The sequence below is a fragment of the Nitrosospira multiformis genome, assembly GCF_003050865.1.
GTDB classification, from domain to species: Bacteria; Pseudomonadota; Gammaproteobacteria; order Burkholderiales; family Nitrosomonadaceae; genus Nitrosospira; species Nitrosospira multiformis_E.
Map to the genome: position 1 here is coordinate 73362 of NZ_QAOK01000001.1, position 25687 is coordinate 99048.

The 25687-nt window shown below is 54.3% G+C and carries 19 protein-coding genes and 1 pseudogene; 14 read left to right on the forward strand and 6 right to left on the reverse strand.

Annotated elements, in window-relative coordinates; genetic code table 11:
• Window positions 1-13: 13 nt before the first annotated feature.
• The 4 genes from carB to bamE form a co-directional block, all read right to left on the reverse strand.
• Window positions 14-3241: a carbamoyl-phosphate synthase large subunit gene (gene carB, locus C8R21_RS00325; RefSeq protein ID WP_107760892.1), complete on the reverse strand. Its 3228-nt coding sequence runs from the start codon at window positions 3239-3241 to the stop codon at window positions 14-16.
• Window positions 3242-3286: 45 nt separating this feature from the next.
• A complete protein-coding gene (gene carA, locus C8R21_RS00330; protein WP_107760894.1) occupies window positions 3287-4438 on the reverse strand; it encodes a glutamine-hydrolyzing carbamoyl-phosphate synthase small subunit in 1152 nt (383 codons plus the stop codon).
• Window positions 4439-4624: 186 nt separating this feature from the next.
• On the reverse strand, window positions 4625-5431 hold the full coding sequence (gene dapB / locus C8R21_RS00335) for a 4-hydroxy-tetrahydrodipicolinate reductase (protein WP_107760896.1): 807 nt from the start codon (window positions 5429-5431) through the stop codon (window positions 4625-4627).
• 33 nt (window positions 5432-5464) lie between these two features.
• Complete coding sequence (gene bamE, locus C8R21_RS00340) at window positions 5465-6175, reverse strand: outer membrane protein assembly factor BamE (RefSeq protein ID WP_107761067.1); 711 nt, start codon at window positions 6173-6175, stop codon at window positions 5465-5467.
• Between the two features lie 73 nt (window positions 6176-6248).
• On the opposite strand from bamE, the gene fur reads away from it, so the two are divergent.
• The 4 genes from fur to ilvC all read left to right on the forward strand — a co-directional run bounded on the left by fur (window position 6249) and on the right by ilvC (window position 10322).
• Window positions 6249-6698, forward strand: a complete 450-nt coding sequence (gene fur, locus C8R21_RS00345; protein ID WP_011379837.1) for a ferric iron uptake transcriptional regulator — start codon at window positions 6249-6251, stop codon at window positions 6696-6698.
• 259 nt (window positions 6699-6957) lie between these two features.
• The gene (locus C8R21_RS00350) at window positions 6958-8715 is read left to right on the forward strand and encodes an acetolactate synthase 3 catalytic subunit (RefSeq protein WP_107760898.1); all 1758 of its coding nucleotides are present in this window, start codon (window positions 6958-6960) and stop codon (window positions 8713-8715) included.
• Window positions 8716-8723: 8 nt separating this feature from the next.
• Window positions 8724-9215 (forward strand): acetolactate synthase small subunit, encoded by a 492-nt coding sequence (ilvN, locus tag C8R21_RS00355; RefSeq protein WP_074972457.1) that lies wholly within the window; start codon window positions 8724-8726, stop codon window positions 9213-9215.
• Window positions 9216-9305: 90 nt separating this feature from the next.
• Window positions 9306-10322 (forward strand): ketol-acid reductoisomerase, encoded by a 1017-nt coding sequence (gene ilvC, locus C8R21_RS00360; RefSeq protein WP_074972460.1) that lies wholly within the window; start codon window positions 9306-9308, stop codon window positions 10320-10322.
• 294 nt (window positions 10323-10616) lie between these two features.
• On the opposite strand, the gene C8R21_RS00365 is transcribed toward ilvC, so the two are convergent.
• Window positions 10617-11039: a PEP-CTERM sorting domain-containing protein gene (locus C8R21_RS00365; protein ID WP_258192170.1), complete on the reverse strand. Its 423-nt coding sequence runs from the start codon at window positions 11037-11039 to the stop codon at window positions 10617-10619.
• Between the two features lie 312 nt (window positions 11040-11351).
• On the opposite strand from C8R21_RS00365, the pseudogene C8R21_RS16265 reads away from it, so the two are divergent.
• From C8R21_RS16265 to C8R21_RS00410, 8 genes and pseudogenes are all read left to right on the forward strand, one after another.
• Window positions 11352-11524: pseudogene (locus tag C8R21_RS16265) on the forward strand (integrase core domain-containing protein); the annotation flags it as partial.
• A gap of 164 nt (window positions 11525-11688) precedes the next feature.
• The gene (gene pssA / locus C8R21_RS00380; RefSeq protein ID WP_107760904.1) at window positions 11689-12465 is read left to right on the forward strand and encodes a CDP-diacylglycerol--serine O-phosphatidyltransferase; all 777 of its coding nucleotides are present in this window, start codon (window positions 11689-11691) and stop codon (window positions 12463-12465) included.
• A complete protein-coding gene (pgi, locus tag C8R21_RS00385) occupies window positions 12462-14102 on the forward strand; it encodes a glucose-6-phosphate isomerase (RefSeq protein ID WP_107760906.1) in 1641 nt (546 codons plus the stop codon). Before pssA ends, pgi begins: the two co-directional genes overlap by 4 nt.
• Before the next feature lie 222 nt (window positions 14103-14324).
• Window positions 14325-16448 carry a transketolase gene (tkt, locus tag C8R21_RS00390; RefSeq protein WP_107760908.1) on the forward strand — a complete coding sequence of 708 codons (2124 nt, stop codon included), beginning with the start codon at window positions 14325-14327 and terminating at the stop codon, window positions 16446-16448.
• 115 nt (window positions 16449-16563) lie between these two features.
• Entirely contained in the window at window positions 16564-18222 is a 1659-nt protein-coding gene (gene pgm, locus C8R21_RS00395; RefSeq protein ID WP_107760911.1) for a phosphoglucomutase (alpha-D-glucose-1,6-bisphosphate-dependent), read from the forward strand.
• Window positions 18223-18419: 197 nt separating this feature from the next.
• A complete protein-coding gene (zwf, locus tag C8R21_RS00400; protein WP_107760913.1) occupies window positions 18420-19814 on the forward strand; it encodes a glucose-6-phosphate dehydrogenase in 1395 nt (464 codons plus the stop codon).
• A gap of 338 nt (window positions 19815-20152) precedes the next feature.
• Entirely contained in the window at window positions 20153-21004 is an 852-nt protein-coding gene (locus C8R21_RS00405) for a carbonic anhydrase family protein (protein WP_107760915.1), read from the forward strand.
• Between the two features lie 227 nt (window positions 21005-21231).
• Window positions 21232-21708, forward strand: coding sequence for a hypothetical protein (locus C8R21_RS00410; protein ID WP_146162422.1), 477 nt, complete (start codon window positions 21232-21234; stop codon window positions 21706-21708).
• 721 nt (window positions 21709-22429) lie between these two features.
• Here C8R21_RS00410 and C8R21_RS16030 read toward each other — a convergent pair.
• Window positions 22430-22591 carry a hypothetical protein gene (locus C8R21_RS16030; RefSeq protein WP_181458132.1) on the reverse strand — a complete coding sequence of 54 codons (162 nt, stop codon included), beginning with the start codon at window positions 22589-22591 and terminating at the stop codon, window positions 22430-22432.
• A gap of 87 nt (window positions 22592-22678) precedes the next feature.
• Here C8R21_RS16030 and C8R21_RS00420 point away from each other — a divergent pair, with 87 nt between their 5' ends.
• Window positions 22679-24271: a hypothetical protein gene (locus tag C8R21_RS00420; protein WP_074972477.1), complete on the forward strand. Its 1593-nt coding sequence runs from the start codon at window positions 22679-22681 to the stop codon at window positions 24269-24271.
• Window positions 24272-24674: 403 nt separating this feature from the next.
• A complete protein-coding gene (locus C8R21_RS00425; RefSeq protein ID WP_107760920.1) occupies window positions 24675-25616 on the forward strand; it encodes a carbonic anhydrase family protein in 942 nt (313 codons plus the stop codon).
• Window positions 25617-25687 lie beyond the last annotated feature (71 nt).

The following is a 25687-nucleotide window of genomic DNA, read 5'->3' on the forward strand; positions in this document are numbered from 1 at the left end:
CAAAGTTCTCACTTCAGGAAGCGGCATTCAGCAAGGCCCCCTTCCCCGATTCGTGGAGTTGCTGCAACCCGTAGGCGTGCAATTCCTGCATGTTTGTCATGCCTATGCAGGCGGCCCGCGCCCCGGCTAACGTAGTATAGTATGTTACCCGCGCCTGCAGCACCGCGTGGCGAATCGAGTAGGAGTCGTGAACGCTCCGCTTATCTTCCACTGTATTGATGATCAAGTTCATCTCCCCATTCTTGATCATGTCTACAATGTGGGGACGTCCTTCCGACATCTTGTTTACCGGCGTCACGGACAAGCCTGCCGCACTCAGAACCGCGGCAGTACCCCGGGTAGCATAGAGCGTAAACCCTAACTGAGCAAGATTGCGGGCGATTTCAATCACGCGCGGCTTGTCCGCGTGGCGTACGCTTATGAAGACCTTCCCGCTCCGTGGAAGTTTCACTCCCGCAGCCAGTTGCGACTTGACGAAGGCTTCTGCAAATGTCTGCCCCACCCCCATCACTTCACCGGTCGATTTCATTTCGGGGCCGAGTATAGTGTCCACGCCGGGAAACTTGATAAAAGGGAAGACAGCTTCCTTGACTGAATAATAGTCCGGAATTACCTCACGAACCCGGCCCTGGCGAACCAAGCTCAACCCCGTCATGCAGCGGGCGGATATTTTTGCCAGGGGGATGCCGGTAGCCTTGGAGACGAAAGGCACTGTGCGGGACGCTCTCGGATTGACTTCCAGCACGTAGACGACATCGTTCTGGATGGCGAATTGCACGTTCATCAGGCCCACCACGTTGAGTGCGCGTGCCATTGCCGCAGTCTGACGGCGCAACTCGTCCTGTAACCGGGCAGATAAGCTGTAGGGAGGCAGCGAACAGGCCGAGTCGCCTGAGTGCACGCCCGCCTGTTCGATGTGCTCCATGATGCCCCCGATCAGGACGTTCTCTCCGTCTGAAACCGCATCCACGTCCACTTCCGTCGCATCATTCAGAAAATGATCCAGCAGCACCGGGGAGTCGTGCGAGACCTTTACCGCCTCTTTCATGTAACGCTCCAAGTGCGTCTGCTCATGGACGATTTCCATGGCCCGCCCGCCCAATACATAGCTCGGGCGTACCACCAGCGGATAACCAATCTCTTCCGCCGCAGCGAGAGCCTCCTCCACCGTGCGCGCCGTACGGTTGGGCGGCTGTTTCAACCCAAGCTGGTGCAGCATTTTCTGAAAACGTTCCCTATCCTCGGCGCAATCGATCATATCCGGGCTGGTGCCGATGATCGGCACGCCATTTGCCTCGAGATCGCGCGCAAGCTTCAGCGGAGTCTGGCCCCCGAATTGCACGATGACACCCAAAGGCTTCTCGACGGCTACTATTTCAAGCACATCCTCTAGCGTCAGAGGTTCGAAATAAAGACGATCAGACGTATCGTAATCGGTCGAAACCGTTTCAGGGTTGCAGTTGACCATGATGGTCTCGAAACCATCCTCGCGCAAAGCCAGGGCGGCGTGGACACAGCAATAGTCGAACTCGATACCCTGACCAATGCGGTTAGGTCCCCCGCCCAGCACCATGATTTTCTTATTATCGCTTGGCAGCGCTTCGCATTCTTCTTCGTAAGTGGAATACATGTAGGCCGTATATGTCGCGAATTCGGCCGCGCAGGTATCGACGCGCTTGTACACCGGACGCAGATTGAGTTGATGGCGCCTTGAGCAGACCGCCTCAGGTGTCACATTCATCAGCCGGGCAAGTCGCCGGTCCGAAAAGCCGCTGCGTTTCAGCTTGCGGAACGTGGAAAAATCAAGCGTATCCAGCGCTGTTCCCGCAATCGACCGTTCCTGCCGTATCAAATCTTCAATCTGCGTCAGAAACCAGGGATCGATGTGAGTGTGTGCATGTATCTCATCAAATGACACGCCGCAGCGAAAGGCGTCCGCAACATACCAGATTCGTTCAGGACCAGGATATGCCAGTTCGGCCGCGACAGTTTCAATATCGGTCGTTTTTTCGTCCAGTCCATCAGCCCCGATCTCCAGCCCCCGCAGGGCTTTCTGCAGAGATTCCTGAAACGTCCGTCCGATAGCCATGACTTCCCCTACCGATTTCATCTGGGTAGTGAGACGAGCGTTGGCCTGTGGAAATTTCTCGAAGGCAAATCGTGGTATCTTGGTAACGACATAATCTATGGACGGTTCGAAAGATGCCGGCATTGCACCGCCCGAAATATCGTTCCTGAGTTCGTCCAAGGTGTAACCCACGGCAAGCTTGGCTGCCACCTTGGCAATGGGAAATCCGGTGGCTTTTGAAGCCAGTGCAGATGAGCGTGAAACCCGGGGGTTCATTTCAATCACGAGCATGCGCCCATCTTCCGGATTGATGGCAAACTGCACGTTGGAACCGCCGGTTTCAACCCCGATTTCGCGCAGGACCGCTATCGAGGCATCCCGCATGATCTGATATTCCTTATCCGTCAGCGTTTGCGCGGGTGCAACCGTGATGGAGTCGCCCGTGTGAACACCCATGGGATCGACGTTTTCGATGGCGCAGACAATAATACAATTGTCTTTCCTGTCGCGTATGACTTCCATCTCGAACTCTTTCCAGCCGATAACCGATTCCTCGATCAGCAGTTCCTTCGTCGGGGAAGCTTCCAGCCCGCGCTCGCAGATATCGAGAAACTCCTCGCGGTTATAGGCGATACCGCCGCCAGTACCCCCCAGCGTGAATGATGGACGGATAATGGCGGGATAACCCACCATTGCCTGGACCTGCAGCGCTTCCTCCAGGCTATGGGCAATGGCGGAACGGGCAGAACCCAGACCTATGCCTGTCATGGCCTGCTTGAATTTTTCGCGATCCTCGGCTTTGTCGATTGCCTCGCGCGAGGCGCCGATCAATTCGACTCCGTATTTGTCCAGCACGCCGTTCTTTGCCAGGTCCAGCGCGCAGTTCAATGCTGTCTGCCCACCCATGGTGGGCAGTAACGCATCCGGGCGTTCAACGGCAATGATTTTTTCGATCATGGGCCAGATGATAGGCTCGATGTAGGTCACATCAGCCATTTCGGGATCCGTCATGATCGTGGCGGGATTGGAATTCACCAGAATGACCCGGTAACCCTCTTCCCTCAGCGCTTTGCACGCCTGGGCACCGGAATAATCAAACTCGCACGCTTGCCCGATGATGATGGGGCCCGCGCCGATGATAAGGATAGACTTGATGTCGTTACGTTTAGGCATAAGTGGGAAGGACGATAATGGGAAAGGGCGGACGACTTCCCGGCTTCATATCGCTTTCGTCCGTTTTCTCTCCATCAATCCCGCAAATTTATCGAACAGATAATCCAGGTCATGCGGACCCGGACTCGCTTCGGGATGCCCCTGAAAGCAGAATACAGGTTTTCCTGCCAGCTCAAATCCTTGCAAGCTACCATCAAACAAAGATAAATGCGTAACTCTTGCATTTGCCGGCAAAGTGGCCGTATCCACTGCAAACCCGTGATTCTGACTGGTTATGATCACCTTTCCCGTCTCGAGGTCCTGAACCGGGTGATTGGCGCCATGATGGCCAAATTTCATTTTTATGGTTCTAGCGCCTGTTGCCAGGCCTAGCAATTGGTGACCCATGCACACGCCGAAAATCGGTATTTCCTTTTCCAGCAGCCTTCTGGTTGTCTCGATAGCGTAGTCGCAAGGCTCGGGATCACCCGGTCCATTCGAAAGGAATATTCCGTCAGGTTGCGATGCCAGAATCTCGTCGGCGGTTGTATGCGCGGGGAATACGGTGACCCGGCTGCCGCGCTGCGCGAGCTTGCGCAGAATGTTCCGTTTTATTCCGAAATCCATCGCTGCAACATGAAAACGGGGATGAGATTGAACCGGGCAACCCTGTCCAAGCCGCCATTCCCCTTCGCTCCACTCATAAGGCTGCAGGCAGCTTACCACTTTGGCCAGGTCCATCCCGGCAAGGCCAGGAAACCCCCTGGCCAGCTTCAGCGCCTCCGCTTCGTCCGGCTGACCTGCGATGATGCAACCTGCCTGAGCGCCCTTTTCCCGCAGAATGCGGGTGAGCTTGCGGGTATCGATGTCGGCAATGGCGACCACCCCCTGCTGCCTGAGATACTCCGGCAACGTCTGGGTTTCGCGCCAGTTGCTGGAAGCCAACGGCAGATCTCTTATCACCAACCCAGCGGCATATATCCGATCGATATTGCCGGACTCCACGTCATCCGGATTAGTGCCTGTATTGCCTACATGGGGATAAGTGAGAGTAACGATCTGGCGACAGTAGGAGGGATCCGTGAGAATTTCCTGATATCCCGTCATCGAGGTGTTGAAGACCACCTCCCCTGTGCTGATGCCTTCCGCGCCGATGGACATGCCGCGAAAAACTGTGCCGTCAGCAAGCGCAAGGAGGGCATACGAATGTTGTGGCACGAAGACTCCTGGGAATTGGGACAAGGCAGAAACGGCGCGAGGTTCTGTTTGCGACGCTTCAAATCTGGAAATTATACGTCCAAAAGGACGATGCTTCAATGAACCGGCAGCGAAGCACAACGACTCCCTCGCGGAGCGGGTATGGGACAGCAAGGGAACAGGGAATGCGAGGGCTAAAGCCGCTTACTACCTCAGCCCCAGCACGTCCTGCATGTCGAACATGCCGTTGCGTTTATCCGCAAGAAAGCGGGCGGCTCTCAACGCACCCTCGGCAAATGTCGCGCGGCTGCTTGCCTTATGCGAAATTTCGATACGTTCGCCGATTCCCGCGAACATGACAGTATGATCACCCACGATATCTCCGCCGCGAACAGTGGCAAAGCCGATGGAACCTGCCACCCGCTCACCCGTATGGCCCTCGCGGCTGTAAACGGCAACCCCCGAAAGCTCTTTACCCAGAGCTTTTGCCACTACCTCGCCCATCAGCAGCGCAGTGCCGGAAGGAGCGTCCACCTTGTGGCGATGATGGGCCTCGATAACTTCTATGTCATAATCCTCATTCAGGACCCTGGCCGCCGTCTCCAGCAGTTTCAAAGTGACATTCACACCTACGCTCATATTAGGCGCCAGTACGATGGCAATGTCTCGGGAGGCAGTCCTGAGTGCTTCTTTCTGCTCGGGCAAAAAACCGGTGGTGCCGATTACCATTTTTATGTTTTTCTCACGGCAACGGGCAACGTGAAGCAACGTTCCCTCCGGGCGGGTAAAGTCTATCAGCGCTTCGCTTCCATCAAGCGCCGTAGCAACGTTATCGGTAATTTCAATCCCGCAGGGCGCCCCGATCAACTCTCCCGCATCCTTTCCAAGATAAGGGCTCCCGCTCCGCTCGAGGGCGGCGCTCAAGCGCAGATCCGGCGCCCGTTCAACAGCCTCCAGTAAGGCACGTCCCATGCGTCCGGAGCTTCCAGCCACAGCAATATTCAATGTCGGCATTCCTTGTCTGATAAACTGACTTGCAAAATGATCCTATTCCTTTGGCTGATCTGCATCCATAATTCCGGTATCCGTCGCCCGAGAAGGTACTTGCCTCGGTCCCGGCTTCTCCACCACGGGCGTCTCTGAAGCAGCGCTCGAAGAAACTTCGGCTGAACCGGCTGAGAGGGATGCCGCCGGGGAAGGAGGTTCAGAGACGGGCAAGGGGGGCAAGGCGGGTACAGTGCCCATTGTTTCGGCGCCGCCCGAAACAGGCGCCGAAATAGGGGCTGAAGGAGGTGCTAAAGGCAGCATTCCGCTGGGTACTTGAGCCGGAATCGAACTGTCGCTCTTTTCCATAGCTGCCTCACCGAGTGACACGGCTGATTCAGGCGAAGTACCTGCTTCCAGCGCCTGAGGCTGAGGCTGAGGCTGAAGAAAGGCAACCGGAGTAGTGAACGAACCGTCGATACGCACCAGATGATCGTCTTCAAAAAAGATCGTGAGCTTTCTCTGCTCGATCAGTTTCCCCCTCTGCTCAAACCGATATAGATAGTCCCAGCGGTTTTCATGAAACGCATCGCTGATCATGGGCGAGCCCAGCGCAAAGCGGACTTGCGAACGCGTCATGCCGGGTTTCAGCTTGTTCACCATTTCCTGGGTAATGACATTCCCCTGCTGAATCTCTATCTTATAGAGCAAGGAAGGAACCGATGAACACCCCGCGAGCAGCAGAACAGCCAACGTGATAATTCTTGCGCGCATCGCGGCGACGTAGGTTTCCAAAGCAAACTTAACGTTATATGATACAGCAAATAACTTGACGATTGGATGCACTATGAGTAACCCGAGCAATCTTAAGACCATGGGCTTGAAGGCTACGCTGCCACGCCTTAGAATACTGAGCCTGTTCGAAAGCAGTCCTGTTCGGCATCTCTCTGCGGAAGATGTTTACAGAACGCTCATCAGCGAAGGCGATGATATCGGTCTGGCCACGGTCTACCGGGTACTGACCCAGTTTGAACAGGCCGGGTTGCTCGAACGCCACCATTTTGAAGGCGGCAAGGCAGTGTTTGAGCTTGCCAGCGACGCCCATCATGACCATCTGGTCTGCCTGCAATGCGGCAGAGTGGAAGAATTTTATGACGCTGAAATCGAGAAGCGTCAGATTAAGATTGCCCGCGAACGCGGATTTGCCATACACGAGCATTCGCTTTCACTTTACGCGGATTGCATCAAGCCCTCATGTCCGTATCGGAAAGGGGATGAAAAGGATAGTAAAAGCTAAGCTTTTCATTCCTTCGTGAAGCCCAGAATCAAGTATCGTGACGTTACGGCCCGATACTGCGGTTGTATGCGTGTGTTCTTCAGAAGCAGGGTCTTGAGATCCGCCCTGCTCTGATTCATGGCTTCCTGATCTGTCATTCCTGAACCGTTTGCAAATTGTGCGGCGGATAACGGTTTTAGCGCATTTGAGATTGCCTCGCATACCTGTCGATTCCATATTCGAACCTGTTGACCAAAAGTCACCTAACCGTTACTGTTCAATGTTTAACCCAACATATATTGCCGATATTCAACATTTTGAAACGCAGGAAAGCATGAGCGCGGAATTGACGGGCGCCGAAATTACGGTGCGTTGCTTACAAGAGGAAGGGGTGGAACATATTTTCGGCTACCCCGGGGGCGCTGTGCTGTTCCTGTATGACGAACTGTTCAAGCAGGATAAGGTCAGGCACATCCTGGTGCGGCACGAACAGGCCGCGGTACATGCCGCAGACGGCTATGCCCGCTCCAGCAACAAGGTGGGAGTGGCCCTGGTCACTTCCGGACCAGGCGTGACCAACGCCGTGACCGGCATCGCCACTGCCTATATGGATTCGATTCCCCTCGTCATCATCAGTGGCCAGGTGCCCACCCATGCCATCGGCCTGGATGCGTTCCAGGAGGTCGATACCGTAGGCATCACGCGTCCTTGCGTGAAACACAACTTTCTGGTGAAGGATGTCGCAGAGCTTGCCACCACCATCAAGAAAGCGTTCTATATCGCTTCGACAGGACGTCCCGGTCCGGTGCTGGTCGACATCCCAAAGGACGTGAGCCAGCAGAAAACAAAATTCGTTTATCCCGAGCGTGTCACAATGCGCTCCTATAATCCGAATATCCGGGGGCACGCCGGTCAGATCAAAAAAGCAGTTCAACTGATCCTGGAAGCTAGGCGTCCAATGATCTACACCGGGGGGGGAGTCATCCTCAGCAATGCCGCCGCCCGGTTGACGGAACTCGTGCGTCTGTTGCGCTTTCCCTGCACCAACACATTGATGGGATTGGGGGGTTATCCCGCAACAGACCGTCAGTTCGTCGGCATGCTGGGTATGCATGGCACTTACGAGGCCAACATGGCGATGCAGCATTGCGATGTGCTGGTAGCGGTAGGCGCCCGTTTCGATGATCGAGTCATCGGCAACCCCAAGCATTTCTACAATCCGGACCGAAAGATCATCCACATCGATATCGATCCCTCATCCATTTCGAAGCGGGTCAAGGTGGATGTGCCTATCGTCGGCAATGTTCCCGATGTGCTGGATGAGCTTATCAAGCTGCTTGAACTGCGCAAGGAAAAGCCCGATCAGAACACCCTTGACGCCTGGTGGGCCCAGATCGATTCATGGCGCGAACGCGACTGTCTGCGGTATGATCGCACAAGCGCGATCATCAAGCCACAGATGGTGGTGGAAACACTCTACAAGGTAACGAACGGCGATGCCTTCATTACCTCGGACGTTGGTCAGCACCAGATGTGGGCAGCACAATTTTACAAATTCGACCTGCCGCGGCGATGGATCAATTCCGGAGGGCTTGGAACGATGGGTTTCGGCCTGCCCTCAGCCATGGGAGTTCAAATGGCTAATCCAGGTGCGCATGTGGCCTGCATTACTGGCGAAGCCAGCATCCAGATGTGCATCCAGGAGCTGTCGACCTGCAAGCAATATCACCTTCCGCTCAAGATCATCAACCTGAATAACCGCTATATGGGAATGGTGCGGCAGTGGCAGGAATTCTTCCACGGCAACCGCTATGCGGAGTCTTACATGGACGCGCTGCCCGATTTCGTGAAGCTGGCGGAGAGTTACGGGCATGTCGGTATGCGAATCGAGCAGCCCGGCGATGTCGAAGCTGCCTTGCTGGAGGCATTCAAGCTCAAGGGCAGGCTGGTGTTCATGGATTTCGTCACCGACCAGACCGAAAACGTATTCCCGATGGTACCGGGCGGCAAAGGTCTCTCTGAAATGATCCTGGTATAAAAATAAATATGCGGCATATCATTTCACTTTTGATGGAAAACGAGGCGGGCGCCCTGTCTCGCGTCGCCGGCCTGTTTTCTTCACGTGGCTACAATATCGAATCGCTTACCGTCGCCGCTACTGAAGATTCCACCCTGTCTCGCATGACGCTGGTCACCACCGGGTCTGACGACGTGATCGAGCAGATCACGAAGCAACTGAACAAACTCATCGAAGTGGTCAAAGTGGTTGACTTGAGTGAGGGCAATCACATCGAGCGCGAACTGATGCTGATCAAGGTGCGGGCGGTTGACCATGATCGCGAGGAGATAAAGCGCATGGCTGATATTTTTCGCGGCCGCATCATCGATGTCACCGACAAGTCGTACACGATCGAATTGACGGGTACCGGTTCCAAGCTCGATGCATTCATCGAAGCCATGAATCGCACGACCATTCTGGAAACGGTACGCACTGGTGCATCCGGCATCGGTCGCGGCGAACGGATATTGAAGGTTTAACCAAATCCAGCAACAGTTGCGCCGGGAAGAGTCAAGCCTTGCGGGCTTGGCGTTTAACGGCGCTTTTCTATTTTGAACATAAAGGAAATCATGAACGTTTATTACGATAAAGACGCCGACTTGTCGCTCATTCGGGACAAGAAAGTCACCATTGTCGGCTACGGGTCGCAAGGTCACGCTCACGCCAATAATCTGAGCGATTCGGGCGTGGCGGTAACAGTTGGCCTGCGCAAGGAGGGAGCTTCCTGGGGCAAGGCGGAAAAGGCCGGTCTTACCGTCAAAGAGGTGGCTGAGTCGGTAAAGGATGCAGACGTCGTGATGGTCCTGCTGCCCGATGAGCAGATCGCTGCCGTGTACGCAACCGAAATCGAACCCAACCTCAAGAAAGGCGCTACTCTTGCCTTTGCCCACGGCTTCAATATTCATTATGGCCAGGTGGCGCCCAGGGAAGATCTGGACGTCATTATGATCGCCCCCAAGGGGCCCGGTCACCTGGTACGCTCGACCTACCTCCAGGGCGGAGGCGTGCCTTCACTCATCGCGGTGCATCAGGACAAATCCGGCAGGGCGCGCGACCTGGCGCTTTCCTATGCGGCTGCCAACGGCGGCACCCGGGGCGGTGTGATCGAGACCAATTTCCGCGAGGAAACCGAAACCGATCTGTTCGGCGAGCAGGTCGTGCTGTGCGGCGGCTTGACCGCCTTGATTCAGGCGGGCTTCGAAACCCTGGTGGAAGCCGGGTACGCGCCGGAGATGGCTTATTTCGAATGCCTGCACGAAGTCAAGCTGATCGTCGACCTGATCTATGAAGGTGGCATCGCCAACATGCGCTACTCCATTTCCAACAATGCCGAGTATGGAGACATTTCACGCGGCCCTCGCGTGATCACCGATGCCACCCGCGCTGAAATGCGCAAGATTCTGCGCCAGATTCAGACGGGGGAATATGCCCGCGAATTCATCCTTGAAAATCGCGCCGGCGCGCCCATGCTCAAAGCCAGCCGCCGGCTCGCATCCGAGCACCAGATCGAACAGGTGGGCTCCAAACTGCGCGACATGATGCCCTGGATCAAAAAGAACAAACTGGTCGATCAGGCGAAAAATTAGGAAGCCAGTTGGGAGGGGGTAGTAGTGCTATTGTTCGGCTGCCCCCACTCTGCAAGAGATGAATACCGTTCTCTGCAAGAGATGAATACCGTTCTCTGCAAGAAGTAAAAACAGATTGGATGCCTATGGGAGTGTCATGTATCGACGGACAATCCTGATAATCTAATAGCCCTTACTCAAACTGCCCCGTCCTCTTTTTTACCATGAGACTTTTTGAAAAGTCTCAAATGATTCAGCGCATACAAACCTCGCTTGAGGGGATTCGTATGCACCGGATGCACCTATCAAACCTGTCTATGCTTTCCTGCGGCGCGCCATAACAGCCATCAAACCCAGGCCGGCCAGAAACATGGCGTAGGTTTCGGGTTCTGGAATGGGAGAAACCGTATAGCCAAAAAACGAGGTTGTTGCGCCCTCGGTCCCAGCCCTATTATCCCCGAAAGTATAAGTAAACGAGACATCAAAACGTTTTGCTTCGCTTGGTGCAAATGAACCTAATGAAAAAACAGGGATAAGATCCGTTGTATTACGAGTCTCGGGCGGCTGGCCTATTCCACTTTGACAACTGGGCGATCCGGAGAAACATGGTTCAGTCAATGGAAGCTGCTGACTTCCGGTCAAATCCGCAAGTTCCCCCATGGCTACAGTGTTCGCAACCGGACTTGTTAGTTTAACAGTCAGGCTGGTTCCAGTATTGTTGAAATTGCTGGTGACCACCCGTTTAAGTCATTGCGCCATTCCATGGGCAGGTAAGTCTCGCCAACCTTCTGCCATGCGAAAGGAAGCGTGAAGTTCAATTCTGGCAAGGAATTCGCAGTGGTGTTTTGGACCAGAAGATTTTCGACCGTGTAGACGTTACCATTGGTATGGTCTGCGGTTAATGGATCGCGACCCCAGGCAGAAGAGGGATCATCCCGAAAAGTATATGCAGCTGCGGGAACGGTAAAAGTAAGGGATGTGGCTATTATTGCCAGGCTGGACAATAGTCCAGGCGGACTACTGAATACGCATTATTGAAGTAGAGCTTCATTCCGGGACGAGTGTTTTAACTTGCACTGGTTTGAAACGCTGGAAGAGGCCAAAGCAATCATCGAGACTGGCGGCGGGACTACAACGAGAGTCGGCCTCACTCGACTCTCAATGACCTGACATCAGCTGAATTTGCAAACAGGGCGGGCGTTCTAAGGCCTGTTTCGATTTAACAACCCCAAAAACTGACTCTCGGAGTGGCCCTGAAAACCCCAGCGATCATCCTCATCAAGGACCGACATTTTGCCGCTCACATTTTCTGGGGCCAACCTGGTGGTGTTTACCACCGCCCGATAACCGTTTAACATGCATCTATCTCCCCTTGGGTTGCATCAAGATGCAGGAATTTCAGTCGCGCCCTGTTTTCGAAGCCAAGCTGCGCCGGCGGGGCATTTATCTGCTACCTAATCTCTTCACCACCGGTGCCCTGTTTGCGGGGTTCTATGCCATTGTCCAGGCAATGAATGGGCGCTTCGAGCACTCCGCCGTGGCGATTTTTATCGCGATGGTATTGGATGGGCTCGATGGGCGCGTCGCCCGCCTCACCCACACGCAAAGCGAATTTGGCGCGGAATACGACAGCCTTTCCGATATGGTTTCGTTTGGCGCCGCACCTGCGCTCGTAATATACGAATGGGCGCTGAAAGGGATGGGCAAATGGGGCTGGATCGCTGCTTTTATCTATTGCGTCTGCGCTGCCCTGCGGCTCGCGCGTTTCAATACCAATATTGGAATTGTGGACAAACGCTATTTTCAGGGTCTGCCCAGTCCCGCAGCGGCTGCCCTCATTGCCGGGCTCATATGGCTCATGCTGGATTTTGACATAGCGGGCCCGGATGTACGGTGGCTCGCCTGGTGCATTACCCTGTTCGCAGGCTTGACCATGGTGAGCGATATTCCCTACTACAGCGGCAAGGAAATCAATCTGCGCAAGTCAGTACCATTCATCACTGCCCTGTTGTTGGCGCTGTTCTTTTTTGCATTGATTCCGAGTCATCCACCGGTCGTACTGTTCTGCCTGTTTTTTCTGTATGCCTTGTCGGGTTATGCCATGTGGATTTGGCGGCGGCTGGCCAAAAGAAAACGAAAGATGATCGAGGGACAACAAGCATGACGAGACCCATGGTCACGCGCCTGACGCAAAGGCCCGCCTGGAAGGCGCTGGAAGCTCACTACCAGGCAATCAAAGGCAAGCACTTGCGTCAGTTCTTCGCGGACGACCCGAAGCGGGGTGAGCGATTTACGGCCGAGGCCGCCGGCCTGTACCTGGATTATTCGAAAAATCGCATCACTGATGAAACGCTTCATCTACTGGTGCAACTTGCCGAAGAATGCGGCCTGCGCGAGCGCATTGAAGCCATGTTCAGGGGCGACGCCATCAATGTGACGGAGCAGCGTGCTGTACTCCACATCGCCTTGCGCACGCCTCGTAATGAAAAAATCCTTGTCGACGGAAATGACGTTGTGCCCGGAGTGCATGCCGTGCTCGACCGTATGGCGGATTTCTCTGACAGGGTACGTAGTGGAGACTGGCAGGGGCATACTGGCAAGCGAATTCGCAATATCATCAATATCGGTATCGGCGGCTCCGATTTAGGCCCGGTCATGGCGTATGAAGCGCTGCGCCACTACAGCCTGCCCAATCTCAGCTTTCGTTTCATCTCCAATGTTGATGGCACGGATTTCGTGGAGGCCACACGGGGTCTTGATCCCGAAGAAACCCTGTTCATTGTCTGCTCCAAGACATTCACAACGACCGAAACGCTGACCAATGCCCACACCGCCCGGCGATGGATGCTGCGCCAGATAAAGGATCTGGATGGGGTGCGCAAGCACTTCGTCGCTGTTTCCACCAATGCGGAGGAAGTAGTCAGATTCGGCATCGATACTGCCAACATGTTCGAATTCTGGGACTGGGTAGGTGGACGCTATTCCATGGATTCCGCGATCGGGCTCTCGACCATGATTGCCATCGGCCCAGAGAATTTCCGCGAAATGCTCGCCGGCTTCCACGCAATGGACCAGCACTTCTATTCCGCTCCGTTCGACAGGAATCTTCCCGTCCTGATGGGTTTGTTGTCGCTCTGGTATAACAATTTCTTTGGCGCGCAGACACTCGCCGTGCTCCCCTACGAGCAATACTTGAAGCGCTTTCCGGCTTACCTTCAGCAACTGACAATGGAGAGCAATGGAAAGCACATTACACTGGATGGCTCGCACGTTGATTACCAGACCTCGCCTATCGTGTGGGGAGAACCCGGCACCAACGGACAACATTCGTTTTACCAGCTCATCCATCAGGGAACCCGATTGATTCCCTGTGATTTTATCGGCTTCTGCCAAACCCTGAACCCCTTAGGCGATCACCATGACCTCCTCATGGCGAATCTGTTTGCCCAGACCGAGGCGCTTGCTTTCGGAAAAACGGAAGATGAAGTCAAAGCCGAAGGTGTCCCGGACTGGCTTTGCCCGCATCGCAGTTTTGAGGGTAATCGTCCCACTAATACGATACTTGCCGAGCGCCTCACACCCCACACCCTCGGTGCCCTTGTCGCTCTTTATGAGCAGAGTGTTTTTACGCAGGGGACAATCTGGCAAATCGATTCGTTCGATCAATGGGGCGTCGAACTCGGCAAAGTGCTCGCGCGCCGCATCGGACAGGAACTGGAGGATGAAAACGGCGAGCCCCTGAAACATGATAGCTCCACCAACGCCCTGATACAGCGGTACAACAGGCTGAAACAAAAATAGCTGTGAACATTGGCTCCTGTCAAGAGTCGAAAAGTATGGTTTTCTACAACTTCCCTTGCGTGTCGCCCTCCACTGCGACGGTCGGGGAAACCCGTAATATATTCGTATATTCGCACTTTATATATTGACGGGAGACGGAAAGCGCATTGCCCACAATTCCCATGGAATCCCATTAACGGGTTTCTGTAATTCGCGTAAGGTTGCTTTTACGGGAGCACTCTCATGAGCGAACAGACCGATCTAGACCAAATCTGTATCAACACGCTTCGCAGCCTCTCCATCGACCAGGTGGAAAAAGCCCACTCCGGCCACCCCGGTACACCGATGGGCGCAGCTCCTACAGTCTTTTGTCTCTGGCAGCGCTTTCTGCGTTACGATCCGGATAACCCGGACTGGCCCAATCGCGACCGTTTCATACTTTCTGCCGGTCACGCTTCAGCGCTGCTCTACAGCCTCCTCCATCTGACAGGAGTAAAGGGAACGAGTCCCTCTTACGAGGGTGAAGACCGGCTGGCGGTGACGATGGATGACCTCAAGACGTTTCGCCAGGCAGGCAGCCGTTGTACTGGCCATCCGGAATATGGATGGACTTCAGGAGTGGAAACGACGACGGGACCGCTGGGCCAGGGTGTGGGAGCCAGCGTCGGCATGGCTATAGCCGGGCGATGGCTTGCGGCCACTTACAACCGGCCCGATTTCGAATTGTTCAACCACAATGTTTATGCCTTGTGCAGTGACGGCGACATGATGGAAGGCATCAGCAGCGAGGCAGCATCCCTCGGGGGACATCTCAAGCTTGGAAACCTGTGCTGGATATATGATGATAACCGCATCACGATCGAAGGATCGACCGATCTCACCTTCACGGAAGACGTAGCCGCACGGTTTTCCGCATACGGGTGGAGTGTCGCTCACGTGGATGATGCAAACGGATTACCGCTCCTGGCGGAGGCTTACGAGACGTTCCTCCACACCGATGATCGTCCTACGCTGATCATCGTGCATAGCCATATCGGTTATGGGGCGCCGCACAAGCATGACACGCGGGAAGCGCATGGCGAACCGCTGGGACCTGAAGAATCTCGCCTCGCCAAGGAATTCTACGGGTGCGACCCCGACAAGCAATTTTATGTACCGGATGGAGTCCGGGAATACTTCCAGACAGGGTTCGGTGAGCGCGGCAGAGCTGCACATGCCGCCTGGCGTGCACAGTTTGATGCCTATCGGAAGCAATATCCGGATCTGGCGGAGCAGATCGACCGCATGCAGCAACGCGACTTGCCGGCAGGCTGGGATAGCGAATTACCGACCTTCCCCGCAGACGAGAAAGGTATGGCCACCAGGGAGTCATCCGGCAAGGTACTGAATGCCATTGCCGGAAAAATTGCCTGGTTGCTGGGCGGAGCTGCCGATCTCGCGCCTTCCACAAAAACGGAACTGAAAGGTGATTTCTACGGACAGTTTCAGCCGCCTGAACAGTACGAAAACGCCAAGGGCAATTACCGCGGGCGCAATTTTCACTTCGGCTTGCGCGAGCATGCCATGTGCGCCATTGCCAACGGAATGAGTCTATCGAAATTGCGTTCCTATGCGGCGAGCTTTCTCGTATTCAGCGACTACGGGCGAGCCGCGCTCCGGCTGAGTGCAATGATGGAGATTCCCATCATCTACATCTGGACCCATGATTCCATCAGCCTGGGAGAAGACGGTCCCACCCACCAGCCCATCGCGCATCTGGCCTCCCTGCGCGCCATTCCCGGTCTGGTTGTTCTGCGGCCAGCGGATGCGAATGAAGTGGTGGAAGCGTGGCGACTGATCATGCAACTCACTGACCGACCCGTTTGCCTGATACTGACGCGGCAGGCAGTGCCGACCCTTGATCGGACCCGTTATGCGTCCGCGAGTGGTCTTGCTCGGGGTGCCTACGTGCTGGCTGATGCTGAAGACGGTAAACCCGCCGTGCTGCTGCTGGCGACGGGAAGCGAAGTCGCGCTTTGTGTAGCTGCACACGAGCAACTCAAGAAAGAAGGAATATCATCACGCGTGATCAGCATGCCATCATGGGAAATTTTCGAACATCAAGGCCAGGAATATCGGGACGAAATCTTGCCCCCGGGGATATTGGCGCGCGTGGGGGTGGAGGAGGCGTCGGGCTTCGGATGGGAGCGCTACACAGGCTTAGGCGGCTGCACCATCGCCATGCATTGCTTCGGCCTGTCCGCGCCGGCAAAAGTTGTTGCGCGACGCTTCGGATTCGAACCCGGACATGTAGTCGCAGCGGCCAAGGAGCAGATTGCACGGCACAATACGAAGAGTACGAAAAGCGAGAGCAAAAAGGTCTGCTGAGCTTCGCGTGCTCGCGCTCCCGTCAGTGCCAGTTGCTAGTTGCCAGTTGCCAGTTGCCAGTTGCCAGTTGCCAGTTGCCAGTGGGATGAGAAAAGTCTGCTGCTAAAAAAACAACATGAAAATAAATCCTAACGCCGGAAAACCTGCGCAGCCAGAGATGCTTGTGAATGTGCCACGGCTTGTCACTGCCTATTACACCCGCATCCCCGACCCGAACCAGCCTGCGGAGCGGGTTGTGTTCGGGACTTCGGGACATCGCGGCTCCGCATTGGACGGCAGTTTCAATGAATGGCACATTCTCGCCATTACGCAAGCGATCTGCCAATACCGCAAACAACACGATATCAACGGCCCCCTGTTCCTCGGGATCGATACTCATGCATTGTCGGAACCTGCCTGCGCAAGCGCTCTGGAAGTGCTGGCTGCCAACGACGTGGAAGTCATGCTTGCCACCAACGACGAGTATACGCCCACTCCGGCAGTTTCCCATGCCATACTGGCTTACAACAAGGACCGCGCGCATGGGCTGGCAGACGGCATTGTCATCACACCTTCCCACAATCCCCCTGAGAGCGGGGGGTTCAAATACAATCCGCCACATGGGGGACCGGCGGGAGTCGAAGTCACCTCCTGGATCGAATCCAGATCCAACACTTTCCTAGAAAGGAATCTGGCGGATGTAAAGAGAATGTCTTTCGAGAAAGCGTTGCATGCGGACACCACCCACCGGCACGACTTCCTCAACAGTTACGTTGCCGATCTGCAAAACGTAGTGAATACGAAAGCCATATCCGATTCGAAGATCCATATGGGCGTTGACCCGCTCGGCGGCGCAGGGGTCCACTACTGGAATGCAATCGCGGAGCGCTACAAGCTGAACATGACCGTGGTCAACAACCAGATAGACCCCACTTTCCGCTTCATGACTCTGGATTGGGACGGCAAAATCCGCATGGACCCCTCTTCCCCGTATGCGATGTGCGGAATGCTGGATATGAAAGATCGTTTCGACATTGCCTTCGCATGCGATACCGATCATGACCGACATGGAATCGTCACCCGGAGCAGCGGTTTACTTCCTGCGGATCATTATCTTTCTGTTGCCGTCCACTACCTCTTCCAGTCCCGCCATGGGTGGACCTCGAATACCGCAGTCGGCAAAACGGTGGTAAGCAGCCAGATGATCGATCGTGTGACGGCCGCACTCGATCGCAAGCTCTATGAAGTGCCCGTCGGCTTCAAGTGGTTTGTGGATGGCCTGGGTAATGGGTCACTTGGTTTTTGCGGAGAAGAAAGTGCCGGAGCCTCGTTCCTGCGCATTGATGGCAAGACCTGGACAACCGACAAGGATGGCATCGTGGCAGCACTGCTCTCAGGTGAAATACTGGCCCGCATGGAGCGCGATCCAGGCGAGATATACAGCAGTTTTGAACGCGAATACGGGCGATCCGAGTTCCAGCGGATCGACGCTCCGGCCACACCCGGGCAGAAGAAAGCTTTGAGCAGGCTGTCGCCGGATCAGATAAGGCAAACTGAAATAGCGGGCGAGGCAATTCGCACTATTCTCACTCGCGCCCCCGGCAACAATGCTTCCATCGGTGGTATCAAGGTCATCGCCGATAACGGATGGTTTGCGGCGCGCCCTTCCGGCACGGAAGATATCTACAAAATTTATGCCGAAAGCTTTTTGGGAAAAGACCACCTGCACCGTATCGTGACGGAAGCTCAAACGATCGTTGAGGAGGCATTCGCAGGAATCCGCAAGGGCGAATAAGTCTTGCTTGATGCTCCGTCTTCTCCTTTTGGGCGGCAGAACGATCATCCCATCGAATTTCTGGCGACCAGGATATCCATGCCGACAGTCGTTCAGCAAGCTACAGTTTCTGTACGGCCATTCCCATTGTAGCCGGTCAATCGACAGGCTCCGGAACAGAACTTCGTCTTTTACTGCAGGAAGGGAGGAGTGACGAAATGCGAAAAACCAATGGCTACACCGAGCCATCCGATGCACTGGTGCTGTTTGGGATAACGGGTGATCTCGCTTATAAAAAGATCTTCCCGGCGCTGTACGCGATGATCAAAAAGGGTATGCTCGATGTGCCGCTGGTCGGTGTCGCCTCGACACCCTGGAGCCTCGATCAACTCAAGGAACGGGCAACCCAGTCCATCAGCGACTCCGGAAAGATCGATGACAAACGGGCGCTGGATCACCTCCTTTCCCTGCTGCGATATGTGCACGGGGACTACAACAATCTCGATACGTTCAAGGTACTCAAACAGGCTCTGGGAGATGCACGTCATCCCGTGCATTATCTCGCTATCCCTCCTCTTCTCTTCGAAAATGTCATAAGAGGTCTTGGTGCGCTCGATCTGGCGGCGGGGGCCCGTGTCATTGTGGAAAAACCTTTTGGACGAGATCTTGAGTCAGCACGTGAGCTGAATCGTATTGCACGCTCCGTGTTCCCCGAGGAAGCGATATTTCGCATCGATCATTTTCTCGGGAAAGAGGCGATCATGAATATTCTTTATTTCAGATTCGCCAATTCATTTCTGGAACCGATATGGAATCGTAATTATGTAGCCAGCGTGCAGATTACATTGGCTGAGGAATTCGGAGTTGAAGAACGAGGCGCATTTTACGAATCGGCCGGCTGCCTGCGCGACGTGATCCAGAATCATCTTTTCCAGATTGTTGCACTGCTGGCCATGGAACCTCCCGCCTATCGGGGTCTCGGAACGGTTCAAAGCGAAAAAATCAACATATTCCACGCCATGCGTCCACTTGTGCCCGAGGATCTGGTGCGTGGACAGTATGCGGGTTACCGCCAGGAAGCGGGCGTGGCGGAGGATTCCGATGTCGAGACATTCTGCGCCCTGCGGCTTTTCATCGACTCCTGGCGCTGGGAAGGCGTCCCCTGGTATCTGCGTTCCGGCAAGTGCCTGGCCAAGACCGCTGCGGAGGTCCTTGTCCAGTTGAAACCACCGCCGCAAAAGCTTTTTGCTGATTCGGCAAGCGCCGCGTGTGACGCCAATTACCTCAGGTTCCGCCTTTCTCCGGTCTCAGCGGTTGCTATTGCAGCGAGAGTCAAGCACCCCGGAAAAGAGTTCAAAGGCGATCAGCAGGAGTTGTGCCTGGTCGAGGAGCACTTCGGGCGTGAATCGCCATATGAACGCCTCCTGCATGATGCAATGATTGGCGACGACACACTGTTTACCAAGAGGGAGGCGGTGGAGGCATCCTGGACGGCACTCGATCCTGTACTCAAGACATATCCTCACGTCCTGCCCTACGAGCGCGGAAGTTGGGGCCCCCCCGCAGCTGATACCCTGATTGAGCCGGATGGCTGCTGGCACAATCCAGGGTAAGTATCTCTAAGGCGTGTTAACACTTGCTTCGCAGGCGCGAAACAAGTGTTAACACGCCCTAGTTCGGCTAAGACTTCTCCATCTCCCCATTCACCCAAACCCTTGGTCTCCGTTCATCCTGCCCCTGTCGAAGGGCAGTAAGGAACTTCTGATACTTTCCCGTCACCCATCCTCAGAGAGCGGCTTCCTGCCTTCTGATGCGAAGATCTCCTGACAAAATTTTGACAATTCAGGGACATTAAATTCACAACTGCTGTGCTAGTTTAAAGTGGCAACAACATCTTATCTATTTTTCATAATCCGGTGCGCACAGTGCGCGCCATAATTCTGGAGACTTGATGAATATGTCATTGTTACGTTTATCGCGACAAACCACGCTCTTTTCAGCCCTTTTGGTGTTTGGACTGTCAACGTATGCGGAGATCGCAACGGCGGCACTGCCTGCGCAAAGTCCCATCGATTTTCGCCCGAATAGCACTTATTTCGGCCATCTGCCGGCACTCAACTTCAACTTGAGTTCCGACACACCACTCGATGTCATCAACAATGGTTCCACGGAGTTCAGCACCGCCGCCAAGGCTATCGTCAATCCAGGTGCGGGTTCCCTCACGCTTTCCGGTCATGACTGGGAGCTTGCCCAATTTCACTTCCATACCCCTTCCGAGCACTTACGGGATGGCCAGGCGAGCCCTATGGAAATGCATCTCGTCTTCAGCGATAGCAATAACGATCTTCTCGTGGTTGGCCGGTGGGTTCAGGCTGGCACATTTAACAGCGATCTCGCTCCGATTTTCTCCCATATTCCGCAGAACACTTCCGAGACACTCCATATCGACCATTTCAACCTCAATACACTCATTCCCTCCAACCTGGAATCCTTCCGCTATTCCGGTTCGCTGACCACGCCTGATTTTGATGAAGGCGTCAGTTGGGTGATGTTATCGCAACCGCTATTCATGTCTTCGGAGCAAATCAATGCGTTCAGCTCGCTGTTTCCGGAGGGGGATGCACGCGGAGTCCAGGATCTTAATGGACGCATCGTCCTGACGGATGTACCTGGATTCGTCACCGCCGTTCCCGAACCTGAAACTTACGCGATGATGCTGGCAGGGTTATGCCTTATGGCGTTTGTTGCCGGGCGTAAAAACAAGCCGTTAAGTGGTCATATACCGACCGGTTCTGTTGCATGAGTCAGGCTGCATCTGTTTGAATCCCCATTACTTTCATTTTTGAAAGTTGCAAAGCGTGGACGAGTACTCTAAGAGAAGGCTTAGATACACGTCCACTTCCAAACAGTCTTGTTTGCATCGTTTTCCCCGAAGTTTTGAGGATTTCGACAAGTCCGCAAATCTGTCTTGACCGCGCGCCCTCAAGCGCGCACCATTCGCTCTATCCCTCATTTGAACGAAGGTGGATCATGAAACATCCACGGATACTGAAAATCCGGGCAATGCAAGCTGCATTATTTGCCGGCGTCGTCATGTCTGGTGCTGCAGGAATGTCGCACGCGCAATCGGGTCTGTCAGATCGCGCAAACAAATGGGTACAGGATATATTTGTCGATCCAGACCAGCGGAATCAATCGCTGGAAAAGGATACGCTGGGCTGGGAGCTTCCCCCGGGGACCAAGGAAGAAAAGGGAAACAGGACTGAAAAGGGAGAGAGCGATAAGGCTTCCGTTGCCCCCCAGCAAACAGATCAGGTGAATGCCGCCGAGGGATGGGAGGCCCCTGCGCAGGGTTCCGAGTCCGGATCGGGTTCGTGCAAATATGCGTCGCCTGAGCAGGAAGATTTTCTCTGCAAAATGGTGCGTATCCTGTATGGACCTGATACGCCCCGCGGACCGAATCGCAACATGGACGAGAATATTTCCGCGGGTGGCGCGGGAGGCTGATTCCGCTTTAAGCAGCGGATGAGCGCCTGCTCCGTAGGGCCCAACCCAAGGGGGGTTGATCTTGAAAAGCACCTTCCGTTCCTTCCTGTTCGGTTGTCTGCTGTTTTTCTTGGCAGCGGTCCTACCCCTGCCGGTCGCTGCCGATACGCCAGGGGATGAACACCTATCTCCGTCCGCTTCCCCGACACTGAGTGCATCCCATCAGAACGATGGGCAGGTCGATTGCCAGGAAGCGGTATCTGGAAATACTGTCTCTCCGAACGGGGAAGCGACACTCAGGCACGAGAATGCGTCAGAGAAGGGACAGACTGCAGAAAAAAGTACCGCTCCCTGTCCGCAGGATACTGAGCATCGGAAAGACCTCCTGCATAGAATTCTCCGCTTCTTTGTGGCACCTGTCCCCAGCCACCCCAACCTAGACGTCGACACCAACATTTCAGCAGGGGGGGCGGGCGGCGGTTGAGAGCCGGAACCGGACTAGGAAGCCTGCTTTCTGCTATTATCATGGTGCCACCCGAGCGCCCTTTTCTCGCTTTCGAGACGTTCCACACCTCGTTCCCCTGCGTCTGGTTTTCGGGTCGTCGCCCCCCTACCGCCCCACGGAATCTGACAGCTCGCTCTTCTACTTTCCTGCCGGAGCCTTCAGCTGTTCGTTCATTTCCAGCGACGGGATCAGTTTCTTCCAGGACTCGTTGTAACTTTCCGATGCAATCCTCCACCCTCAAGGGGATGTAATTTTTCCAGGGACGCCATTGTCATAGCGGTTTTGCATACCGGTTCCCCCGTGCATGCGCTGTATTTCATTTTTGTCTTTTCTCCTGCTTTTTCGTCGGAAATTCACTATTTCTTCACTTTTAGATGACATTTTCCTGACATATGCCATGTTATTTTCCCTTCCATAAACTCAACATTTCCCACTTTTAAAATATGGGCAATTAAGCATATTGCATAACTGAATGGAATCATCCAAATGAAATATAAAACCTCGCTTGTGTTGTTGTCCGGTTGCCTGCTTGCGACTCCGCTGTATGCCGAAGAAAAACCAGCGTCTTCAGACTCCGATACTGCATCGTCTTATGTTATCGACCTCTATGTCGATACCAAAACAAAACAGATCTATGCCGAGCCTGGAGAAGGACGTGTTCGCATGGGTTCCTTTGAAAAAGTTTCGGAGAAACCGGCAAAACCTGTTGCCACCTCGAGCCCGGATGGGGCCGTTGCTGACGGCAAGGCAAAGGGCGAGGGAGGCGTGCTTCTGCGTGATGTTCCGAAATCCGTGGAAAAATCCCAGGAAAAACCCCAAGGAGGATTTGGATACGCGAACTGGAAAGAAAAGGACCCCTTCAAGTTCAACCTGAATCCGGATGGAAGCCAATACATCAAATTCGGCTTCCTGAATCAGGTATGGGCGCGATATGAACAAACCAACCCCAGTTCCACTGTGCTGGGTGAGTCAGTGGACGATGTCACTGACATCAGCCTGCGACGTACACGTTTTGTATTACAGGGGCAATTAACCGATCGGGTATATTTTTATACCCAGTACGGGATGAACAACTTTAATTTTCTGAGCCAGAACGCCGATAACAGAAAGCTTCAATCCTTCTTCCATGACGCTTTCGGTGAATTACGGCTGACACAGGGACACCAGATGATCGTAGGGGGCGGCCTTGTCATGGCCAATGGCCTCTCCCGCTTCAGCAGCCCCAGCGTGAGCACGATCATGACGATGGATGTGCCACTGCTGGCTCAGGCGACTGCTGATCGTACCGACCAATTCAACCGTAAGTTGAGCGTCTACCTGAGAGGCCAGATCGGACCTCTCAATTACCGCATTACGGCAAGTGATCCGTTCCCCATCAATACTGCCGGGCTTCCTCCCGAAACGATTTCCCCGGTAAACGCCCAATTTGCAAGAACAGGCCACAGGAAACAATACCAGGGTTTCTTCATGTGGAATTTCTGGGATAAGGAGCCGATGACAAATCCTTACATGCAGGGTACCTATCTAGGCAAGAAAAGCATCCTGAACCTGGAAGCAGGTTTCATTACGCAGAAAAATGCGACCTGGACGGGCCTTACGGAAGCCACAGCCCAGTTCCACGATCTGAATTTATGGTCGGTCGCAGCCTATCTGGATGCTCCGGTAGACAAGGTGAAGGAAACAGCGATATCCGCTTATATCGGTTACTTCAATACCAATTATGGCCCCAACTATCTGCGCATGAATGGCAACGGAGTGAACCCGGCAAGCACCGGCGGCAATGCCTTCCCCATGTTTGGCACAGGCAATCAATGGTATGGGCAAATAGGATATCTGCTGCCCAAGGATCTCCTTGGTGGAAACAATGGCCAGTTGATGCCTTACTTCTCTTTCATCAGCGCAGACTTTGACCGTTTGCATGATCAGATGAATGTATTCAATGGCGGGATAAACTGGCTGATCAAGGGACATAACAGCAAACTGACTTTCGATATCCAGAACCGGCCCATATTCAACTCAGCTGGATACAAAATTTCAAACAGGAATCAATTCGTCCTGCAATATCAGATTGCCTTCTGACAGTCTCATTCGTTATGAGTCCCTTTCACTTGCGTGGAGGGGACCTGGACGAGTCGAGCGTCAGGAATTGAATCAACTCCCATTTCAACAAGAGTCTGCAATAGAAGGCTGACGAAGCCCGACAAGCAGGCCATCCGCCCTGTGCAGCTCGCGTAACATCACCGGCTGCATAAAAAGGGCCATTCCGTCACCACCCGGTGTCGTTCTTCGCAAGGTTTCATGCGCGGAGCGGTCGCCGACTTCAGTGACTCATAACAACAGCGACTGGCCAAGCACCAGCTCATTTCCCCCGTCTGTTCCAACCGGCTGCTTTCCGAGCAGGAGCGTTGGAACCGGTCATTCGGGGTTTCTCAAGCTTTTAGAACTTTCATCCTGTAAACATATTTTTTCGTGAGGTCATCTTATGAATGAAATATCTCGATCCCTGAGAGTAGTTGCACTTTCTGCGGTCTTTTTCCTGCCGGGCTTCAATACTGCATACGCGGGTACGCTGGCGAGCAAGCTGGAGCTGATGGAAGCACAAAGTCCGATCGATATACGTTCGGACAGCACTTATTACGGAAACCTGCCCAAGCTGAACTTCAACCTCAGTTCCGATACCGCCCTTACCGTAATCAATAATGGCTCTCCTGATCACGAAAGTACTATCAGGGCCAATGTCAGTCCTGGCGAAGGAACGCTGATGCTTTCAGGACACCAATGGAACCTGGCGCAATTCCATTTCCACACCCCCTCCGAGCACTTGATAAATGGTCGAGCCAGTCCCATGGAGATGCACCTCGTCTTCAGCGATGCTGCGGACAATCTCCTCGTAGTCGGCCGGGATATCGAGCGAGGTCTCTTCAAGAACCAGGCACTCGCTCCCATTTTCTCCGATCTGCCGCAAACCGCCGAGGAAACACTGCATATCGGGCACTTCAACCTGAACAGCCTGGTACCGGATTATCTCGGTTCTTTCCGTTACTCCGGCTCATTGACGACACCGCCTTTTACAGAAGGGGTAAGTTGGGTTGACCTGGCTTCTCCGCTATATCTATCCGGGAGTCAGATCGATGCCTTCAAGTCACTGTTCCCCGAAGGCAATTCGCGCGAGGTTCAGGATTTGAACGGTCGGATCGTGCTTACCGACGTGCCTGGTTTCGTCAGCATCCATGGCGACTCCGATCCCGATCTCCTGGGCACGCTGCTCCCTAGCCTGGAAGCAAGCGTTTCTGTCACCGCCGACGTATCCAAACTTGCGACAAGCGTTCCCGAACCGTCAACCCATGGCATGCTCCTCGCCGGGCTCGCGGTAATCAGTTTTATTGGCCTCAGACGTCGGTCAAGCGCAACTGTGGCAGCTTGAGTTCCATTTCAGACTCGTGTCTTTCGGTTCCGCAAGCCGTCTTTTTCGGGCCTGCTCTCAAGCTGAATGAG

What these genes read in the sequence shown, in the direction of transcription:
- carB (WP_107760892.1), bottom strand. Translation starts at nt 3,241, where the DNA reads ATGCCTAAACGTAACGACATCAAGTCTATCCTTATCATCGGCGCGGGC.
- dapB (WP_107760896.1), bottom strand. Translation starts at nt 5,431, where the DNA reads ATGCCGACATTGAATATTGCTGTGGCTGGAAGCTCCGGACGCATGGGA.
- bamE (WP_107761067.1), bottom strand. Translation starts at nt 6,175, where the DNA reads ATGCGCGCAAGAATTATCACGTTGGCTGTTCTGCTGCTCGCGGGGTGT.
- fur (WP_011379837.1), top strand. Translation starts at nt 6,249, where the DNA reads ATGAGTAACCCGAGCAATCTTAAGACCATGGGCTTGAAGGCTACGCTG.
- C8R21_RS00350 (WP_107760898.1), top strand. Translation starts at nt 6,958, where the DNA reads ATGTTTAACCCAACATATATTGCCGATATTCAACATTTTGAAACGCAG.
- ilvN (WP_074972457.1), top strand. Translation starts at nt 8,724, where the DNA reads ATGCGGCATATCATTTCACTTTTGATGGAAAACGAGGCGGGCGCCCTG.
- ilvC (WP_074972460.1), top strand. Translation starts at nt 9,306, where the DNA reads ATGAACGTTTATTACGATAAAGACGCCGACTTGTCGCTCATTCGGGAC.
- pssA (WP_107760904.1), top strand. Translation starts at nt 11,689, where the DNA reads ATGCAGGAATTTCAGTCGCGCCCTGTTTTCGAAGCCAAGCTGCGCCGG.
- pgi (WP_107760906.1), top strand. Translation starts at nt 12,462, where the DNA reads ATGACGAGACCCATGGTCACGCGCCTGACGCAAAGGCCCGCCTGGAAG.
- tkt (WP_107760908.1), top strand. Translation starts at nt 14,325, where the DNA reads ATGAGCGAACAGACCGATCTAGACCAAATCTGTATCAACACGCTTCGC.
- pgm (WP_107760911.1), top strand. Translation starts at nt 16,564, where the DNA reads ATGAAAATAAATCCTAACGCCGGAAAACCTGCGCAGCCAGAGATGCTT.
- zwf (WP_107760913.1), top strand. Translation starts at nt 18,420, where the DNA reads ATGCGAAAAACCAATGGCTACACCGAGCCATCCGATGCACTGGTGCTG.
- C8R21_RS00405 (WP_107760915.1), top strand. Translation starts at nt 20,153, where the DNA reads ATGAATATGTCATTGTTACGTTTATCGCGACAAACCACGCTCTTTTCA.
- C8R21_RS00410 (WP_146162422.1), top strand. Translation starts at nt 21,232, where the DNA reads ATGAAACATCCACGGATACTGAAAATCCGGGCAATGCAAGCTGCATTA.
- C8R21_RS16030 (WP_181458132.1), bottom strand. Translation starts at nt 22,591, where the DNA reads ATGGCATATGTCAGGAAAATGTCATCTAAAAGTGAAGAAATAGTGAAT.
- C8R21_RS00420 (WP_074972477.1), top strand. Translation starts at nt 22,679, where the DNA reads ATGAAATATAAAACCTCGCTTGTGTTGTTGTCCGGTTGCCTGCTTGCG.
- C8R21_RS00425 (WP_107760920.1), top strand. Translation starts at nt 24,675, where the DNA reads ATGAATGAAATATCTCGATCCCTGAGAGTAGTTGCACTTTCTGCGGTC.